This is a genomic window from Streptomyces sp. NPDC091281 (genome assembly GCF_044757425.1).
Classification (GTDB): Bacteria; Actinomycetota; Actinomycetes; order Streptomycetales; family Streptomycetaceae; genus Streptomyces.
The window spans coordinates 572,766-586,794 of sequence record NZ_JBIVUY010000002.1; the positions used below are offsets into that span (position 1 = coordinate 572,766).

The window sequence follows — 14,029 nt, forward strand, 5'->3', positions numbered from 1 at the left end:
GGATAGGCTCGTGACCATGAGCCATCCCGTTGACAGCGACGTCAGCGCCGTCCGCACCTACCTCGCGGATCACCGCGCGGCCTTCCTCGACGACCTCGCCGAGTGGCTGCGCATCCCGTCGGTGTCGGCCCAGCCCGACCACGCGCCCGACGTGCGCCGCAGCGCCGACTGGCTCGCCGCCAAGCTCCGGGAGACCGGCTTCCCGACCGCCGAGGTCTGGCCGACGCCCGGCGCCCCCGCCGTCTACGCCGAGTGGCCCTCCGACGACCCCGCGGCACCCACCGTGCTGGTCTACGGCCACCACGACGTCCAGCCCGCCGCACGCGAGGACGGCTGGCACAGCGACCCCTTCGAGCCCGTCGTCCGCGGCAACCGCCTCTACGCGCGCGGCGCCGCCGACGACAAGGGCCAGGTCTTCTTCCACACCCTGGGCGTGCGCGCGCACCTCGCCGCCACCGGGCGCACCGCGCCCGCCGTCCACCTCAAGCTGCTCGTCGAGGGCGAGGAGGAGTCCGGCTCCCCGCACTTCCGCGCCCTGGTCGAGGAGCGTGCCGAGCGGCTCGCCGCCGACGCCGTGATCGTCTCCGACACCGGCATGTGGTCCGAGACCACGCCGACCGTGTGCACCGGTATGCGCGGCCTCGCCGAGTGCGAGATCCGGCTGTACGGGCCCGACCAGGACATCCACTCCGGCTCCTTCGGCGGCGCCGTGCCCAACCCGGCCACCGCCGTCGCCCGCCTCGTCGCCGCCCTGCACGACGAGCACGCGCGCGTGGCCGTCCCCGGCTTCTACGACGGCGTCGTCGAACTCACCGACCGCGAGCGCGAACTCTTCGCCGAGCTGCCCTTCGACGAACGCGGCTGGCTCGACGGAGCGCACTCGCGCGCGGTCCACGGCGAGGCCGGACACACCACCCTGGAGCGCGTCTGGGCCCGCCCCACCGCCGAGGTCAACGGCATCGGCGGCGGCTACCAGGGCCCCGGCAGCAAGACGATCATCCCGTCCTCCGCCTTCGTGAAGCTCTCCTTCCGGCTGGTCGCGGGACAGGACCCCGAGCACGTCCGCAAGGCGTTCCTCACCTGGGCCGCCGACCAGGTCCCCGACGGCATCCGCCACGAGATCACCTTCGGCCCGGCCACCCGCCCCTGCCTGACCCCCCTGGACCACCCCGCCCTCCAGTCCGTCGTACGCGCCATGAGCCGCGCCTTCGACAGCCCCGTCCGCTTCACCCGCGAGGGCGGCTCCGGACCGGCCGCCGACCTCCAGGAGGTACTGGACGCGCCCGTGCTCTTCCTGGGCATCTCCGTCCCCTCCGACGGCTGGCACGCGCCCGACGAGAAGGTGGAACTCGACCTCCTCCTCAAGGGCGTCGAGACCACCGCCTACCTCTGGGGCGACCTCGCGGCGAACTGGCGTCATGCGCCCTGACGTCCCCGCCCGGTCCACGGCCGCGGCGCGCGCGGGGCACACCGGAGGGGTCGCCCCGTACGGCCGCGGCGCTCCCGGCCCGGCCGCCGCCCGCCGCACATCCCGCTGAACCGCCCGCCGAAACAACCGTTCCACCGGGGGAGTTGGAAGCACCCGTGACCACCTGGACCGATCAGAACCCCGAACGACCCGTCTCGCTCACCGCGCCGAGCGGGATCGACCGCGCCGCGCACCACCGGCTCGACGAGGCCTGGCTCGCCGCCGCGTGGAGCCACCCCACGACGCGCTGCTTCGTCGTGTCCGGCGGTCAGGTCCTCATCGACGAGACCCCCGACGGCCGGACCGAACTGGTCATGACGCCGTCCTTCGAGGCGCCGCTCACCGAGGCGCACCGCTACTTCCTGGGCACCGACGCCGACGGGGTCAGCTACTTCGCGCTCCAGAAGGACGCCCTGCCCGGCCGTATCGACCAGTCCGCGCGCCCCGCCGGGCTGCGCGAGGCGGGCCTGCTGCTGTCGGCGCGCGACATCGGCCTCATGGTGCACGCGGTCGGCCTGGAGAACTGGCAGCGCACCCACCGCTTCTGCTCCCGCTGCGGCGAACGCACCGTCATCGCCGCGGCCGGGCACATCCGCCGCTGCCCGGCGTGCGGCGCCGAGCACTACCCGCGCACCGACCCCGCGGTCATCATGGCGGTCACCGACGAGGACGACCGCGTCCTCCTGGGCCGCCAGGTGCACTGGCCCGAGGGCCGCTTCTCCACGCTCGCCGGTTTCGTCGAGCCCGGCGAGTCCATCGAGCACGCCGTGCGCCGGGAGGTCTTCGAGGAGGTCGGCGTGACCGTCGGCCCGGTCGAGTACATCGCCAGCCAGCCGTGGCCCTTCCCGTCCAGCCTCATGCTGGGCTTCATGGCCCGCGCCACCTCCACCGCCATCGACGTGGACGGCGACGAGATCCACGAGGCCCGCTGGTTCTCCCGCGACGAACTCGGCGCCGCCTTCGAGTCCGGCGAGGTCCTGCCCCCGTACGGCATCTCGATCGCGGCCCGCCTCATCGAACTCTGGTACGGCAAGCCCCTGCCGACCCGCGGCTCCTTCTAGCCCCCAGCGCGCAGCCGCCCGAGGGGGACACGCGCCGCGGACACACGAAGGGCGGCCCACCGGAACACCGGGGGCCGCCCTCTGCCGTACGCGCCGCGCGACCCGCGGCGGCGGATCAGGCGCCGATCTTCTGCTTCACCTGGGCGAGCGACGGGTTCGTGAGGGTCGTGCCGTCCGGGAAGAGCACGGTCGGGACCGTCTGATTCCCGCCATTCGCCTTCTCCACGAAGGCCGCGGAGTCCGGGTCCTGCTCGATGTTGATCTCGTCGTACGTGATGCCCTCGCGGTCCATCTGGCTCTTCAGCCTGCGGCAGTAGCCGCACCACGTGGTGCTGTACATCGTCACAGTGCCCGGCATGTCTCTCGCGCTCCCTCGGCGACTCGCGGATGGCGTCCGCTGGGGGAACGCGCGGGACGCCGCCGCCATTCCCGCCCCGCCGCACCGGGGTTCGCGGACAGGCCATGCCGTCGCCGCCCCCGGCGGGGCCGACCGGAACCCGTGACCCCGGCCGCATTAGTACGACCGCGGCTGCCCGCCTGTGGACAACCGGCTCACCCGTCTCCCGCGACCTGGCAGCATGGCCGTGTGACAGCAGCAACGCACTCCTCCCTCTTCCCGCGGGTACCGGACTCGGCCGACGCGGTGCTCGACGGGCTCGACCCCGAGCAGCGCGAGGTCGCGACCGCCCTGCACGGGCCGGTGTGCGTGCTGGCCGGAGCCGGGACCGGCAAGACCCGCGCCATCACCCACCGCATCGCCTACGGGGTCCGCGCGGGCGTCCTCCAGCCCTCCAGCGTGCTCGCCGTCACCTTCACCAACCGGGCCGCGGGGGAGATGCGCGGACGGCTCCGCCAGCTCGGCGCGCAGGGCGTGCAGGCCCGCACCTTCCACTCCGCCGCCCTCCGCCAGCTCCAGTACTTCTGGCCGAAAGCGATCGGTGGTGCGCTGCCCCGGCTCGTCGACCGCAAGATCCAGCTCGTCGCCGACGCAGCCGCTGCCTGCCGCATCCGCCTCGACCGGGGCGAGCTGCGCGACGCCACCGCCGAGATCGAGTGGTCCAAGGTCACCCAGACCATCCCCGCCGACTACGCGCCGGCCGCCGCCGAGGCGGGCCGCGACACCCCCCGCGACCCCGCCGAGATCGCCCAGCTCTACGCCGCCTACGAAGACCTCAAACGGCAGCGCGGCGTCATCGACTTCGAGGACGTCCTCCTGCTGACCGTGGCCGTCCTCCAGGACCGGCGCGACATCGCCGACCAGGTCCGCGCCCAGTACCAGCACTTCGTCGTCGACGAGTACCAGGACGTCAGCCCCCTCCAGCAGCGGCTGCTCGAACTCTGGCTCGGCGACCGGGACACCCTGTGCGTCGTCGGCGACGCCAGCCAGACGATCTACTCCTTCACCGGCGCCACCCCCGACCACCTCCTCGACTTCCGCGTCCGCCACCCCGGCGCGACGGTCGTGAAACTGGTCCGCGACTACCGCTCCACCCCCCAGGTCGTCCATCTCGCCAACGGACTCCTCGGCCAGGCCCGCGGCCGGGCCGCCGACCACCGCCTGGAGCTGATCTCCCAGCGCGCCCCCGGCCCCGAGCCCGCCTACACCGAGTACGGCGACGAACCCGCCGAGGCCGAAGGCGCCGCCCGCAGAATCCGCGAACTGCTCGGCGCGGGCGTCCAGGCCGCCGAGATCGCCGTCCTGTTCCGCACCAACGCCCAGTCCGAGATCTACGAGCAGGCCCTCGCCGACGCGGGCATCCCCTACCAGCTCCGCGGCGCCGAACGGTTCTTCGACCGGCCCGAGGTGCGCAAGGCGATCCTCGCGCTGCGCGCCGCCGCACGGTTCGGCGGCAACGACTCCCTGCTGGAGGACGCCATCGACCTGCCCTCGCAGGTGCGGGCCGTCCTCTCCGGCGAGGGCTGGACCCCGCAGCCCCCCGCGGGCTCCGGAGCCGTCCGGGAGCGCTGGGAGTCGCTGGCCGCGCTCGCCAACCTCGCCCAGGACTTCGCCGCCGCCACGGCCGGGACCGGAGCCGCGGCCACCCTCGCCGACCTGGTCACCGAACTGGACGAGCGGGCCGGGGCCCAGCACGCGCCGACCGTCCAGGGCGTCACCCTCGCCTCCCTGCACTCCGCCAAGGGCCTGGAGTGGGACGTCGTGTTCCTCGTCGGCGTCGCCGAGGGCATGATGCCGATCACCTACGCCCGCACCGACGAACAGATCGAGGAGGAGCGCCGCCTGCTCTACGTCGGCGTCACCCGCGCCCGCGAACGGCTGCACGTCTCCTGGGCGCTCTCCCGCTCACCCGGCGGCCGACCCAACCGGCGCCCCAGCCGCTTCCTGGACGGCCTGCGCCCCGGCACCGCCGGAGGCCCCGCACGGGGCGGAGCGGGCGGCACCGGAGGCGTCGAGCGGGGCGCCGGAAGCCTCACAGCGGGACCGACGGCCGTGCCCCGGCGGTCGCAGCGCACCCCGGCCCGCTGCCGCGTCTGCGGGCGTACCCTCACCGACGCCGGTGAGATGAAGCTGATGCGCTGCGAGGACTGCCCCTCCGACATGGACGAGGGACTCTACGAGCGCCTCCGCTCGTGGCGCGCGGTGCAGGCGAGCAGGGCGGGGCAGCCCGCCTTCTGCGTCTTCACCGACAAGACCCTCATCGCGATCGCGGAGACCGTCCCCGAGGAGCCGGGCACCCTCGCCCGCATCCCCGGCGTCGGCACCCGCAAGCTCCACCGCTACGGCACCGACGTCCTGGCCATCTGCGCAGGCCAGGAACCCGAAGGCGCCCAGGAGAACGGGACGGCGGAGACTCTTGAGAACTCGTCGGAAAAATAGTTTGCGCATGCCCCGGCGATCCCCATAGGTTCTTAGACACGGAAACGGCGGCCTTTTCGAAGGCCCCGAACCCGTGCTGTACTTGCATATCCGACGGACCGGCCTCACCCCCCGGTCCCCCGAGACGCCGAGAGGAGGCGATTCCAGTGATCATCAACAACACCGGCTTCACCAGCACCGTCAAACTGACCGATCGCTCTGTCGTCTCCACGTGCATCCTCGGCGCCTCGAACCCGGGCACCGGTCTGTCCGGTCTGCGGACCGACCGGCGCGCGTCGCTCTCCACCATCTCCCTCGCCTTCGCGGACCTGCCCGTCCGTGAGCGCAGTGAGCGACCGACCAAGGCACTGGAAGCAGCAGTAGAGGCACAGGCTCAGGCCTATGCCTTCACGGCGACCGGTGCCGGATTCACCAAGCAGACGCAGCACCACCTGATGTGGGCCTTCCGTGGGCCAGAACCCTGGAGTGATCCAGCCTGATCGAATCAGGCCGGCGCCTTCAGGGCCGCGGAACCCCACCCGGGATCCGCGGCCCTTCTGTTTGTCCCCGACCGGGGACGACAGAGCGAAGGGGCCTCGGGACAGGCAACGAACCCGGTACACCAGCCGCCACTCGGTCCCACCGGACCGGAACGAACAGACGAGGAAGACGAACCGTGCAACTCGAAGCGCACGCCCCGTCCGTACCGCCTTCCGAAACGATCTCCCCGCCCGGCCTCACGGAGGACTCCACCTTGACCCCCCTCACCGCGCTCACCGCGCTCGACGACGCCATCGAGAACCTCGGCGTACCCGTCCCCTGCCGCTCCTACGACCCGGAGGTCTTCTTCGCCGAGTCGCCCGCGGACGTGGAGTACGCGAAGTCCCTCTGCCGCACCTGCCCGCTGATGGAGGCCTGCCTCGCCGGTGCCAAGGAGCGGCGTGAGCCGTGGGGCGTCTGGGGCGGCGAGCTGTTCGTCCAGGGCGTCGTCGTCGCCCGGAAGCGGCCGCGTGGCCGTCCGCGCAAGAACCCGGTCACGGCATGAACACCCTCGCAGGAACGATCGACCGCCCACGCACGCTCGACCCCCAGAAGCAGGCCCCGATGAAGCCGTCCACCAGCGAGCCCGCCGGCTCCGCGATCGAAGACACCACCACTCCGCGAGCGAACGACTCGCGTCAGAACAGGACCCGTGAAATGCAACTCATCCCAGAAGCCCTGGCTCGTGCGCATATGCACGACCGGCTGCACGAGGCCGAGCAGGAGCGCCGGGCGATCCGCCTGGTGACCGCCCGCCGAATGCAGCGCCGTGCCGAGCGCGCCTCGCTGCGTGCCCGGCGAGCGCTCGCCATGGCCGTCATGCAGTAAGCAAGACCGTCATGCCGTGAGCATGGCCGTCATGCGGTAACCACAGAAGAGCAGAAGCCCAGGCAGTGCCCTAGGGGGCGGTCCGTCACCACGGACCGCCCCTGCCGTGTGCCGGGAAGCGTCACTCCGGAAAGCGCCACGCCGTGGAGGGCCTCGGCGCGGCGACGCGGGAGAATCCGTCGGCCCCGGCGGCGGGATCACGCCCCGGCCGCGCGCTCCTCAGGCTCTCCCTCGTCCTCGACCTCGTCGAACTCCTCCTCGGCCGCCCGCTCCCCGGCCTCGTCCTCGTAGAACTCCTCCTCGGCCGTCTCCACGACGAACCCCGGCAGCCACGCCTTCAGCTCCTCGCGCAGCCGGACGGTCGCGCCGAGCTGACAGAGCACGCCGATGGTGCTGAGCGTGACCCGGTGGATCAGCAGGTACGCCGGGGGCAGGTTGAGCTGTCGGCCCAGCTGGTGCGCGGGGGAGCGGGGGTCGGCGATGCGCGCCGCCTGGTTGCGCATCCAGTCCCGGCTGAAGGCGAACTCGTCCACCACGGCGGGCTCGATGATCGGCAGCAGATAGTCCAGGACGGCCCCGGGCTCCAGCTCGATCGACTCCTTGACGAAGCCCTCCTCGCGCAGCAGCTCGTACACCGCGTCGGCGTCCCCTTCGAGGGTGAGGCGGAGCGAGTGGCCGATCGTCTCCGGCAGGCCGCCGGGCAGCCGGTCGACGGTGCCGAAGTCCAGGACGCCGAGCCGCCAGTCGTCCTCCCCCTCCGGACCGCCGGGCAGCAGACGGAAGTTCCCGGGGTGCGGGTCGGCGTGCAGCAGGCCGGTCCGCGCCGGACCCGAGAACAGGAACCGGGACAGCAGCTGACCCGCCCGGTCACGCTGCTCCGGGGAGCCGCCGGAGATCACCTCGGAGAGCGGGACGCCGTCGATCCACTCCGTGACCAGGATCTGGTCGCACTGGTGGACCACGGCCGGGACGACCACGTCGGGATCGTCCTCGAACTCCACCGCGTGGGCCTGCTGGGCCTCCGCCTCCAGCGCGTAGTCCAGTTCCTCCGAGACGCGGTCGCGCAGCTCGGTGATCAGCGGCTTGACGTCCATGCCGGGAATCAGCGGCCCCAACAGCCTTGCGAAACGGCTGAGTTGGGTCAGGTCGGAGAGTAGGGCGTCGCCCGCGCCGGGATACTGGATCTTGACGGCGACCTCCCGCCCGTCGTGCCACACCGCCCGGTGCACCTGACCGATCGAGGCCGCCGCGGCAGGCTTCTCGTCGAACTCGGCGAACAGGTCGCGCCAGTCCTCGCCCAGCCGCTCCGTGAGCACCGCGTGCACGGTGCGCGTCGGCATCGGGGGCGCCGCCTCCTGGAGCTTGGTCAGCGCCGCCCGGTAGGGCCCGGCGACCTCCTCCGGGAGAGCCGACTCGAAGACGGACAGGGCCTGCCCGAACTTCATCGCGCCGCCCTTCAGCTCACCGAGGACCTTGAACAACTGCTCGGCCGTGCGCTGCTGCAGCTCGCGACCGACGATCTCCGCGGACTCGCCGACGATCCGCTTGCCCAGGCCCCAGGTCGCCCGGCCCGCGAAGCCGAGCGGGAGCGCGGCGAGCTTGGCGGTCCGGGTGACCGCCTTCCGGGGAAGATCAGACATGCGCCCTCCAGGTCCCAGCAAGCCGCGCCGCGTCTGCCGTACGGCGTAACTCCTTCGAATGCCGTTGCCCAGCCATTGTCGCGCGCGGCCCGGCGTCCTCGGCGGGCGCGTCCCCCACCTTGTCGCCGCCGGTCGTGCCCAGCGCCTCCCGGTCTCTCTCCGCCGCCCCGCACGGGCACGCCGGATGCGGGGCCACGGGCCGGGCGTGCCACTGGAGGGTGGGGACCGAGATCTCGCAGCGGGCGCCCGCGCTGGACGGGAGGCCGCCGTCGAGGAAGGCCAGGGCGTGGGCCGCCGTCAGTCCCGCGACCGCCGCGGCCAGGGTCAGGTCGCAGGCCCGGACCCCGGGCCGGGAGCCCGAGTGCCACTGGGCGACCAGCCGGGGCCAGGCCGGGTCCCGGTCGGTGCGGGCCTCGTGCAGACAGCCCGTGCAGGCCGTCTCGCCGGGCAGCACCAGCGGGCCCACCACACCCGTCGCCTCCACGACCCCGGCCGTCAGATGCGGTGTCCCGGCGGTGACCAGGGGTTCGGCCGCGGAGGGGTCCGGGGCGTGCACCGCCACGTCGTCCCGCGGCGTGAGGATCACCAGGGCGAAGCCCGCCGGACCAGGCCCGTCCGCCGCTCCGGCGCCCCGGCGGGGCGGGCGGCCGGGAGCGGCGCGGCGCACCATGCGCCGCGCGGCCTCCTCCCGGCGGGTGCCGATCGCCTCGGCGGGCAGCCCGCCCGGCGCCACGTCCCCCGGCTCCACCCGGCCGCCGTCGCGCACGTCGACCTCGCCGACCCCCGCGCCCGACAGCAGCGCCGCCACCAGCGCGCCGACCCGGCCCGCGCCCCGTACCTGCACCCGCGACCGGCGCCGCGCGGCGAGTCTGGCCAGGGGCTCACCAGGCCGGGTGGTGGTGAGGGAGAGCGACGCGAGGTCCGGGCGCAGCCGGTCGAGCAGGTCCGCCCGCAGGCGGAGCGCGTCCGCCTCCGGGCCGCCGCCGCGCGCGTCGTCGAGCAGTCCGGCCCGCGCCAGCCGCTCCACCACCCGGTCGACCTGTCCGTCCGGCAGGCCCGAACGGCGCCCCTCCTCCCGCAGGAGAGGCAGCCCCCGGGTGCCGTCCAGCAGGTCCAGCAGGCCGCCCGTCGCCGGGTCCACCGGGCCCAGGGTGAGGGCGTGCGCCGGTGTCAGACCGAACTGCACGGTGGTCAGGTCACGCCAGCCGCGCCGCAACGCGGGTTTCACCGTCGGATGCATCGAGGACCCCCGTCCGCCATGAATCTCCGGGACCCCGGGGAGCCCCGGAATCCTCCGAAACCGGCGGGGCGGGGTGCGGCAGCGACCCTGCTCTCGACCGGCGACGCCAGCATGCCGGACCGGGCCGAGGACGCGTCGAGAGTTGTCCACAGGTAACGAAATTAGTCATACAAATCCGTCGTACGAGGCATCTCGGGGGCGGCGGATCGGAACCCGCCCGTCCCCGAGTCGGGACTTCCCCCAGGTGCAGCGGGTAACGTCGAGGCGTGCCCGCCGACCCACCGCCCCGCGCCGGAACGCCACAGCGCAAGCCGACGAGCCAGCCGCCGAGCGGCTCACGGGCGAGCGCGATCGAGGTCCGCAGGAGTACCCGCCGACGCCGGACGGTCTCCGCCTACCGCGAGGGCGACCGCACCGTCGTGCTCATCCCCGCCCGCATGTCCGAGGCCGAGGAGCAGCGCTGGGTGAGCGTGATGCTCGACAAGCTCGCCGCCCAGGAGAGCAGGCGGGTGCCCGGTGACGCCGAGCTGGCCGAGCGCGCCGAGCGGCTGTCGGGCCAGTACTTCGACGGCCGGGCCAGGCCCGCCACGGTCCGCTGGGTCACCAACCAGAACACCCGCTGGGGCTCCTGCACCCCGGCCGAGGGCAGCATCCGCCTGTCCCACCGGCTGAAGGGCATGCCCGAGTACGTCATCGACTACGTCCTGCTGCACGAACTCGCCCATCTCCTCGTGCCCGGCCACGGCCCCGACTTCTGGCGGCTGCTGGAGGCCTATCCGCGCACCGAGCGGGCCCGCGGCTACCTGGAGGGCGTGGTGGCCGCCGACCGCCTGCCCCGCCCGTCGACCGACCCGGCGGAATGAGACCTTCCGCACACGCCCGCACATCGCCTGCCCCGCCCGCTCCACACGCGCGCCGACCCCGCGCCCGAACTCCCCGGCCCCCGCGCGGCAAGCCGTGCCGACCACCTCCGGTCACCCGTCCCACCCCGCGCGCGCCGCGTGTCTCCCGCGCGCGAGCGTTGTGTACCGGCTCTGTACCGACATCGTCCGATGTCAGGGTTTGCCGTTAGCCTGACGCGACGCACTCGCAATCCGGATGGGGGACGGTCGTTACGCATGCCCAGGGAATTCCAGCGTGGCCACAAGGCCAAGATCAGTGACCTGACCGCGGGCACGGATCTGTACGTAGGCGTGCAGATCTCGGCTCCCGGACTGACGTTCGACATCAGTTGCTTCGGCCTCGACGCCGACGAGCGGCTCTCCGACGACCGGTACTTCGTCTTCTTCAACCAGCAGAAGTCCCCCGAGGAGTCCATCCAGCTCCTGGGCGCCCAGGCGGGCGACACCGAGTCCTTCCGCGTCACCCTCGACCGGATTCCGCAGCAGATCCGGAAGCTCTCCTTCACCGCCACCCTCGACGGCGCCGGTCAGATGTCCCAGATCGCCCCCGGCTACCTGCGCATCGTCGCGGGCGGCGAGGAGGTCGCCCGCTACTCCTTCGACGGCTCGGAGTTCTCCACCGAGCGCGCAGTCATGCTCGGCGACTTCTACTTCAAGGACGTCTGGCGCTTCGCGGCCGTCGGACAGGGCTTCGACGGCGGCCTGGACGCCCTGCTGAAGAACTTCGGCGGCGAGGTCGCCGAGGAGGAGGCGCCCGCCGCGCCCCCGCAGCAGGCCCCGACCGGCGCCACCCCCGGCTTCGCCCCGCCCGCCCAGGCCGCCGCGCCCCCCGCCTTCGGCGCGCCGTCGGCACCCGCGCCCGCTCCGGCCGCACCGCAGCAGCCGCAGCCCGCCGCCGCCCAGGCCTTCGCGCCCCCGGCCCCGTCGGCTCCCACGCCGCCCGCCCCGCCCGCGCCCGCCGTGCACTCCGCGCCGACCATCGTCGCGCCGATGACCCCGCCCGGCGGCGTCCAGGTCCCGCCGCCCGCCCCGGCCCCCGCGCCCTACGGCCAGCCCGGCCAGCAGCCGCCGTACGGCCAGCCGCCCCAGCCCTCGTACGGCCAGGGCGCCCCGACCGCCCCGCCCGGCTACGGCCAGCCCCCGGCCCCGCAGTCGCCGCAGGCACCCCCGCCGCCCCCCGGTTACGGCCAGCCGACCCCGCCGCCCGGCTACGGCCAGCAGCCGCCCGGCGCTCCCGGCGCTCCGGGCATCCCCGGCCAGCAGGCGTACGGCGTGCCGCAGGGCGCGCCCGCGGGCGGCGCGGGCGTCGGCGCCGCGCTCCAGCAGTTCAAGGAGACGCCCACCGGACAGCGCTGGACCCAGCAGAACCGCAAGCTGGTCCGCGTCGACCTCGGCATCGGCGGCCAGCCCGTGCTCGCCCGCCAGGGCAGCATGGTGCTCTACCAGGGCAAGGTCGACTTCAGCTACAAGGGCGCCGGTTTCGCCGGCCGGATCGTCGGCAACGCCACCGGCCAGGAGATGCAGCTCATGCGCTGCACCGGCCAGGGCCAGGTCTTCCTCGCCGACAACTCCACGATGCTGCACCCCATCGAACTCCAGGGGGACGGCATCTGCGTCTCCGCGGAGAACGTCCTCGCCTTCGACGAGAGCCTCCAGTACGAGGTCCGCCGCATCGAAGGGCACGGCATCCCCGGCGGCGCCCTGTTCACCATGCAGTTCACGGGCACCGGCACGATCGTCGTGAAGACGCACGGCGCGCCCGTCGTCCTCCCGGTCACCCCGACCACCTTCGCCGACTGCAACGCCGTCGTCGCCTGGTCGGCCGCCGCCCAGGTCGTCGTCTCCAGCCAGGTCCGGATGCGGCGCAACGCCTACCCCGGCGACACCGGCGAGAGCGTCAACCTCCAGTTCCGGGCCGCGCCCGGCAACTTCATCGTCGTCCAGCCGTACGAGGTCTGAGGGAGCCCGTCATGAACCAGCCGCTCGCGGGCTACGCCCCCGCACCCGTCACCGCCCGCATGGAGAACCACGGCAACCACATGCTGAAGGTCGCCCTCCAGACCGGGAACGACCTCCTCGCGCGCGTGGGCTCGATGGTCGCCTACGAGGGCTTCGTCCAGTACGAGCCCAACCCGCCCGCCGTGCGCCAGGTCGCGCGCGACTGGATGACCGGGGAGGGCGCGCCGCTGATGAAGTGCTCCGGCGACGGCCTGCTCTACCTCGCCGACTACGGCGCCAACGTCGTCGTGATCAACCTCAACGGCGACGGCATCTCCGTCAACGCCACCAACCTCCTCGCCTTCGACGCCCACCTCACCTGGGGTGTCGAGCGGGTCAAGGGCCTGGCCAAGTTCGCCGGACAGGGCCTGTGGAACACGAAGATCTCCGGCCAGGGCTGGGTCGCGCTGACCTCCCGCGGCAAGCCGATCGTCGTGGACTGCGGCGGCGGCGAGAACGAGACCTACGTCGACCCCGACGCGCTCGTCGCCTGGTCCCCGAACCTCAAGGTCAAGGGCAAGCGCAGCTTCAAGGCGCAGTCGCTGATCGGCAGGGGCAGCGGCGAGGCCTACCAGATGGCCTTCTCCGGTGAGGGCATCGTCGTCGTCCAGCCCAGCGAGGACAGCACCGACCGCCTCCGGGTCCGGGGCTGAGGGGGAACGGGAAACACCATGCAGAGTTCGCTCTTCGCCTACAACGACCAGCAGACCCAGGAACGCTGGAGCCTCCAGAACAAGCAGATGCTCCGCGTCACCCTGGACGGCCACGACGACATCCTCGCCCGCAAGGGCACGATGGTCGCCTACCAGGGGCTCGTCGAGTTCGACGCCGAGTACCAGAGCCGCAACCAGTCCCGCGCGCGGGCCCGCACCGGCGAGGGCCTGGACCTGATGCGCTGTCACGGGCAGGGCACCGTCTACCTCGCCAACCTCGCCCAGCACCTCCACGTCGTCGACGTCGACCAGGACGGTCTCACCGTCGACAGCAGCTACGTCCTCGCCATGGACTCCGGGCTGCACCACGAGGTCATCGCCGTGGACAGCCTCTACGGCATCTCCGGCTCCGGGAAGTACCAGCTCAACATCACCGGTCGCGGCCGGGTCGCCCTGATGACCTCGGGCGCGCCCCTGATGCTGCAGGTGACGCCCGACAAGTACGTCAACTGCGACGCCGACGCGATCGTCGCCTGGTCCACCGGGCTGCGGGTGCAGATGCAGGCCCAGACGCACTCCTCCGGGGTGTGGCGCCGCCGGGGCAGCACCGGTGAGGGCTGGGAGCTGAGCTTCATGGGCAGCGGCTTCGCACTGGTCCAGCCGAGTGAACTGCTCCCGCCGCAGAACGCCCAGATCGGCGGCGGCCTCGCCGGGCAGTACGGCATGGGACAGCAGGGCGTGCGCGCGCAGAACCAGGGCAACGCCTGGAGCTGACCGCTCCCGACAGGACCCGGACACCGGGCTCCGTCACGGTGTGTAAGGGGCGGCCGTCCTGGAGGTCGCCCCTTACCGCTGCCCGCCTACGGCGCACCGCCGGACGTACG

The 14,029-nt window shown here is 73.0% G+C and carries 13 protein-coding genes; 10 read left to right on the forward strand and 3 right to left on the reverse strand.

The genetic code is table 11. The features are described from left to right. Window positions 1–16: 16 nt before the first annotated feature. Window positions 17–1,429, forward strand: a complete 1,413-nt coding sequence (locus ACIQPQ_RS07030; RefSeq protein WP_401300694.1) for a dipeptidase — start codon at window positions 17–19, stop codon at window positions 1,427–1,429. Between the two features lie 155 nt (window positions 1,430–1,584). Continuing rightward, window positions 1,585–2,529 (forward strand): NAD(+) diphosphatase, encoded by a 945-nt coding sequence (nudC, locus tag ACIQPQ_RS07035; protein ID WP_383777601.1) that lies wholly within the window; start codon window positions 1,585–1,587, stop codon window positions 2,527–2,529. Between the two features lie 115 nt (window positions 2,530–2,644). Here the strand turns inward: nudC and ACIQPQ_RS07040 are convergent, their stop codons facing one another. Continuing rightward, the gene (locus ACIQPQ_RS07040) at window positions 2,645–2,887 is read right to left on the reverse strand and encodes a mycoredoxin (RefSeq protein ID WP_383777600.1); all 243 of its coding nucleotides are present in this window, start codon (window positions 2,885–2,887) and stop codon (window positions 2,645–2,647) included. A 228-nt stretch (window positions 2,888–3,115) separates the two neighbouring features. Between ACIQPQ_RS07040 and ACIQPQ_RS07045 the strand changes: the two genes are divergently transcribed. The 4 genes from ACIQPQ_RS07045 (at window position 3,116) to ACIQPQ_RS07060 (ending at window position 6,712) form a co-directional block, all read left to right on the forward strand. Continuing rightward, complete coding sequence (locus ACIQPQ_RS07045; RefSeq protein WP_401300698.1) at window positions 3,116–5,365, forward strand: ATP-dependent DNA helicase UvrD2; 2,250 nt, start codon at window positions 3,116–3,118, stop codon at window positions 5,363–5,365. Window positions 5,366–5,511: 146 nt separating this feature from the next. Then, complete coding sequence (locus ACIQPQ_RS07050; RefSeq protein WP_401300701.1) at window positions 5,512–5,844, forward strand: hypothetical protein; 333 nt, start codon at window positions 5,512–5,514, stop codon at window positions 5,842–5,844. A gap of 176 nt (window positions 5,845–6,020) precedes the next feature. Beyond that, the gene (locus ACIQPQ_RS07055) at window positions 6,021–6,389 is read left to right on the forward strand and encodes a WhiB family transcriptional regulator (protein WP_037695023.1); all 369 of its coding nucleotides are present in this window, start codon (window positions 6,021–6,023) and stop codon (window positions 6,387–6,389) included. Next, window positions 6,386–6,712: a hypothetical protein gene (locus ACIQPQ_RS07060; RefSeq protein ID WP_383777595.1), complete on the forward strand. Its 327-nt coding sequence runs from the start codon at window positions 6,386–6,388 to the stop codon at window positions 6,710–6,712. Before ACIQPQ_RS07055 ends, ACIQPQ_RS07060 begins: the two co-directional genes overlap by 4 nt. Window positions 6,713–6,909: 197 nt before the next feature. Here the strand turns inward: ACIQPQ_RS07060 and ACIQPQ_RS07065 are convergent, their stop codons facing one another. Together ACIQPQ_RS07065 and ACIQPQ_RS07070 are read right to left on the reverse strand one after the other, a co-directional pair. After that, complete coding sequence (locus tag ACIQPQ_RS07065; protein ID WP_401300705.1) at window positions 6,910–8,352, reverse strand: ABC1 kinase family protein; 1,443 nt, start codon at window positions 8,350–8,352, stop codon at window positions 6,910–6,912. After that, window positions 8,345–9,592 carry a TOMM precursor leader peptide-binding protein gene (locus ACIQPQ_RS07070; RefSeq protein WP_401300708.1) on the reverse strand — a complete coding sequence of 416 codons (1,248 nt, stop codon included), beginning with the start codon at window positions 9,590–9,592 and terminating at the stop codon, window positions 8,345–8,347. Before ACIQPQ_RS07070 ends, ACIQPQ_RS07065 begins: the two co-directional genes overlap by 8 nt. 266 nt (window positions 9,593–9,858) lie before the next feature. Between ACIQPQ_RS07070 and ACIQPQ_RS07075 the strand changes: the two genes are divergently transcribed. The 4 genes from ACIQPQ_RS07075 to ACIQPQ_RS07090 all read left to right on the forward strand — a co-directional run bounded on the left by ACIQPQ_RS07075 (window position 9,859) and on the right by ACIQPQ_RS07090 (window position 13,919). Then, window positions 9,859–10,455, forward strand: a complete 597-nt coding sequence (locus ACIQPQ_RS07075; RefSeq protein ID WP_401300711.1) for a M48 family metallopeptidase — start codon at window positions 9,859–9,861, stop codon at window positions 10,453–10,455. Between the two features lie 255 nt (window positions 10,456–10,710). Next, on the forward strand, window positions 10,711–12,453 hold the full coding sequence (locus ACIQPQ_RS07080; protein WP_401300713.1) for a TerD family protein: 1,743 nt from the start codon (window positions 10,711–10,713) through the stop codon (window positions 12,451–12,453). Between the two features lie 11 nt (window positions 12,454–12,464). After that, window positions 12,465–13,145 carry an AIM24 family protein gene (locus tag ACIQPQ_RS07085; protein WP_383777947.1) on the forward strand — a complete coding sequence of 227 codons (681 nt, stop codon included), beginning with the start codon at window positions 12,465–12,467 and terminating at the stop codon, window positions 13,143–13,145. Between the two features lie 18 nt (window positions 13,146–13,163). Then, window positions 13,164–13,919, forward strand: coding sequence for an AIM24 family protein (locus ACIQPQ_RS07090; protein WP_383777949.1), 756 nt, complete (start codon window positions 13,164–13,166; stop codon window positions 13,917–13,919). The last annotated feature ends 110 nt before the right edge of the window (window positions 13,920–14,029 follow it).

Bases quoted from the DNA above. Each gene is read 5' to 3' on its own strand.
- ACIQPQ_RS07030 (WP_401300694.1), top strand. From the start codon at position 17: ATGAGCCATCCCGTTGACAGCGACGTCAGCGCCGTCCGCACCTACCTC.
- ACIQPQ_RS07040 (WP_383777600.1), bottom strand. From the start codon at position 2,887: ATGCCGGGCACTGTGACGATGTACAGCACCACGTGGTGCGGCTACTGC.
- ACIQPQ_RS07060 (WP_383777595.1), top strand. From the start codon at position 6,386: ATGAACACCCTCGCAGGAACGATCGACCGCCCACGCACGCTCGACCCC.
- ACIQPQ_RS07065 (WP_401300705.1), bottom strand. From the start codon at position 8,352: ATGTCTGATCTTCCCCGGAAGGCGGTCACCCGGACCGCCAAGCTCGCC.
- ACIQPQ_RS07070 (WP_401300708.1), bottom strand. From the start codon at position 9,592: ATGCATCCGACGGTGAAACCCGCGTTGCGGCGCGGCTGGCGTGACCTG.
- ACIQPQ_RS07080 (WP_401300713.1), top strand. From the start codon at position 10,711: ATGCCCAGGGAATTCCAGCGTGGCCACAAGGCCAAGATCAGTGACCTG.
- ACIQPQ_RS07085 (WP_383777947.1), top strand. From the start codon at position 12,465: ATGAACCAGCCGCTCGCGGGCTACGCCCCCGCACCCGTCACCGCCCGC.
- ACIQPQ_RS07090 (WP_383777949.1), top strand. From the start codon at position 13,164: ATGCAGAGTTCGCTCTTCGCCTACAACGACCAGCAGACCCAGGAACGC.